Source organism: Bombilactobacillus mellifer (assembly GCF_000970795.1).
In the GTDB taxonomy this organism is placed as follows: Bacteria; Bacillota; Bacilli; order Lactobacillales; family Lactobacillaceae; genus Bombilactobacillus; species Bombilactobacillus mellifer.
In genome coordinates this window covers 345,181-349,259 of the sequence record NZ_KQ034028.1, presented here as the reverse complement: position 1 = coordinate 349,259, position 4,079 = coordinate 345,181, and the positions used below count along the sequence as shown (strand labels likewise).

The window sequence follows — 4,079 nt, the reverse complement described above, 5'->3', positions numbered from 1 at the left end:
CTTGAGCAGCATCTACCGCCTTTTGGGCAGCACCTGCAGCATCTTGTTTAGCAGTTACAGCGTCTTCAGCAGCTTCTAATTGTTTATTAGCTGCATCCATGGATGGTTTGAGCGTATTGACCAACTCATTCATTTTGGCCTGTTCGGCACCTAAAACAACATTGCCGTCATCTAGTGCCTTTTGGGCAGCATCGACATCTTTAGCCTTGGCGCTGACAGCGTCTTGAGCTGCTTCTTCTTGCTTTTCAGCGAAGTCAAAGATATCCTTCAAGCTTTGAGTTAATTGATCCATTTCTGCTTGAGAAACATCCAAATTTTGATGAGCCTTTGATAAGGCATCTTTGGAACTATCAGCGGAATTTTGAGCATTCTTTAAATCTGATTCTGCTGATTGAGCTTTACCTTTGTAATAATCTAAAATTCCCTTAGCGGCGTCAGAATTATTTTTTGCTTTACTTAATTCAGTTTGAGCCTCATTATAAGCTTTTACAGCCCCATCTAAAGTTGCTTTCAGTGGTGCTAATGCGTCATCATTGTCTTTCAAAGTCTTCTTTGCATTAGATATAGTATCTTTTTGGGCAGCTTTCTCACTATCCAAAGCACTATGCGCATCTTCAGCTTCTTTTGTGGTCGATTTTACTCTACCTTTAGCAATCAAAACAGCATTGTTTGCATCTACTAGTTTTCCAGCAGCAGCATCAGCTGCTTTATTGGCATCATTTAATTTAGTTTGAGCAGCTATTGTTTTTTCGTGTGCACTATTATATGCATCTACAGCAGCATCAGCTAACTGTTGTTTTTCTGCCAAAGATCCATTAGCTTTCTCTAATTGAGAATTTGCAGAGTTTAACTCACTCTGATGGCTATCCCTGAGTTGTTTAAATTCACCAGTATTATAACTATTTACATATGCTTGAGCTTCCAGTAAAGCAGCTGTTTGATCATCGGTAGGATTGGTTACTTTTGATAATGTGTCTATGGTTTGTTGGCTGCTTTTATATCCTTCATCAAGTATACTTATAGCATCCTTCGCACCCTGGATCTTTTCATTTATTTGCGCAATTTCTTTCTTAACCGCGTCAACATCGCCTTGTAAATTAGTAGCTGTTTCACCGGCTTCTGTTTCAGCATTGGTAGCATTTGTAACGTCTGTAGTTAAACTATCCGGAACATTCATTTGCGCTTCTAAATCATCTTTGTTCTGATCTAAGTAATCCTGCTTTGATTGTAGATCCTCTTTTGCAGTTTTTACAGCAGCATCGGCATTGTCAGCAGCTGTTTGTTTATCTGCTATTGCCTTATTAGCGTTGTCTAATTGTGATTGAGCCGCATTAGTGGAATCCTGCAATTCCTTAACTTTGTCATTATAAGCCTGTTCAGCTTTTTCTTTAGGAGTTTTTGCAGAATCGACTTTACCTTGAGCAGTTTCTAAAGCACCAGCCATACTTGTAACATTACTGTTTGCTTGATCCACAGCAAAGCTCAATGAAGTGTAGTTTTGACCAGCTTTTTCCAGAGCTGCCTGGTTTTGAGCTGAAGCATTTTGGGCTAGTGCCAATTCTTGTTTGAATTGATTAACTTGTTGTTGTTGCGCATCCAATTGGTCTTGTGCACCTTTGGCCAACTTCTTAGCGTCAGCAATTACTGGAGCTTGTTTGTCTCTTTCTGCTGCTAAAGCATCTTTTTTAGCTTGTAAATTGCTCTTAGCAATTTGAACCTTTTGGGCTGCTTGATCAACTTTTTCTTGTTGAGCATCCAATTGCTGCTGTGCTAACTTATTAACTTGCTTAGCATTGGCAATTGTGGCAGCTTGTTTATCCTTTTCAGCAGCAAAAGCGTCATTCTTTTGTTTGTAATCAGCTTTGGCAGCATCCAATTTCTTTTGTGCTGCATCAACTGCTTTTTGCTTAGCAGCAATGGCATCTTTCGCAGCTTTAATTTTAGCATCGCTTTGAGCAGATACTTTCTTGTAATTCTCTTTCGCAGCTGCTAATTGAGACGACAAGCTATCCGCCTCTTTTTGTTTGTCAGCCTTTGAACCAGCTACTTTTTGCAATTGTGTTGCGCACACATTAGCGCTGGAAGCAACTGCGGAAACTGCAGGCGCCGTGCCTAAAGCTAAGGCAGAGACCCCTACTAAACCTAAGTAGGTCAATTTCTTCTTATTCATATTTAAACCCCTCTAACATATTAGCGTCCAAAACAAAAACATATAAATATGTTCTGCTTTTATTATAAGATAGCAATCACAAAAAAGCTAGGTGATTCTTTAAAAATGATCCAGATTATCCTAAAAAACTTTTTGTTTTCCAGCACTAGCATGAATTTTCATTGTTTTTCAGAAAATAAAGCTAAGTAAAACTGCTATATTATTTACAATTTTTAACGCCCACCAAAAGACCGAAAATACAGTTATCTTACCGTGAAATAACATCTTTTTTATCTAGTAAATCGAGAGCTTATTACGTGATCCATTTTCAATTTTGACCGCACTATTGAAATATTGTTTTCAATGATGGTTATTATAAAAATTCATAATTTCCCACTTTTTCAACAGAGACACATTTATTATTTTTGAGTCATTTTTCTAAATTTTTTAGTAAACAAATCAACCTCCTCTACCTTATAAACCAATTAGACCAATCGTAGTAAACCTATTATAAACTATATTCTTAATAACTTGCAGATTTTTATTCAACTTTTTCCATTAAATCTCCATAAGAGAATTAGATAATCCAAAAAATTCACTGCAAAAAGCACTTCTTCCAGTGAAGAAGTGCTACTGCTTTACAAAATCAGCTCCTAAAAGTTTAAAAATAAAAAAATTGTCAATCTCATTGCGGTTGTAGTGATTTTGCAGCTATGCGAATTTTAAAAATTACACCTACTGCCAAAAAGACTCTAAAAATTTTATAACACCGCACTAGTTTCAAAAACTTTGCTACGTTTGCTCCTAATCTGACCAAATATAGTTTTTAACCAACCGCTGCCTCTTTCAACTGAACCGGAAGTCATCGCAATAATTCCGGAGTGTTATGTTATTTAATCTCGTTTGCAATTTATTAGTCCGTTGCACGTAACCTCCAAAGTAGATTGATACCATGATTATCAGCCAGCTGCAGCACGATTGCCGGAATATCCCTTTTGCTAGCGTCAAAATCACCAATTAAGAGAATTTTCTTCGTTGTGGCAATAATCCAGCGCCTAAACTGATTTCCTATGCCACTGACAAGATAACCAATTGCGACTACCTGTGAAGCAAGGGAGCGATTTCCATCTTATAGTAATGTTTATCCTCGCATATCGGGGGTTATCCAGACCAGCCAAAAAAACGTATTGGCAACAGTTGCCCACCTGGGCTCAACGGCGCCCTGCCATTTGGTTGCAAAACTTTTATTAGCGGAATTTATATATAGTAGTTAACACTCCTGAGTCGAGCACTGGAAAAAAATTACAACGTCGTTGTCTCCTTTAGACACAAAAAAAGCCCCCAAACGGGGACTATTTTTCAAAAGTTACTGATTAGTGTTTGGATTTGTAAGCAAAACTGCCGAATAAGAAGGTCATTCCGGCTAATAAAGCACCCGCAACAGTTAGACTTTGAGCTTCATTAGCATTTTCACCAGTCTGTGGTAAGTTGTTCTTGTTAGCACTAGCAGCCTTTTGATTTGGATCATCAGCTTGCTTGTTATTATTAGCGCTAGCAGCAACATTATTATTAACCGGTGTTAAGCCACTATTACCTTGTGCTACTTGGTGATCGGCAGTACTACCACCATTATGGGCAGCATTATTAGAAGAGTTGGATTGACCACCATTATTATTGGCACCATTGTTAGAAGAATTGGATTGACCATTATTATTAGCGCCATTGTTATTGGTACCATTATTATTATCAGAGTTCTGATTGTCCTTGCTTACAGAAGCAAAACCACTGTTGTAACCTTCAACAAAGGCGGCACTCTTGCCAGTTAAGTCAGCTTTAGCATTGCCAGCCAGGGCATCTTTTTCGCCAGCCTCATAGCCGTCTAACCAATCCTTAGCGGAAGCATATTCAGAGTTGGCTTTGTCAACATCAG

At 38.2% G+C, this 4,079-nt stretch carries 2 protein-coding genes; both read right to left on the bottom strand.

Annotated elements, in window-relative coordinates; translation table 11 throughout:
* Positions 1 to 2,170, bottom strand: a 2,170-nt coding sequence (locus JG30_RS01660; RefSeq protein WP_046315658.1) for a coiled-coil domain-containing protein, incomplete at its 3' end; no start/stop codon positions are given.
* Positions 2,171 to 3,522: 1,352 nt separating this feature from the next.
* Positions 3,523 to 4,079 (bottom strand): LPXTG cell wall anchor domain-containing protein (locus JG30_RS08945; protein ID WP_179854011.1); only part of this gene is annotated, 557 nt, incomplete at its 5' end.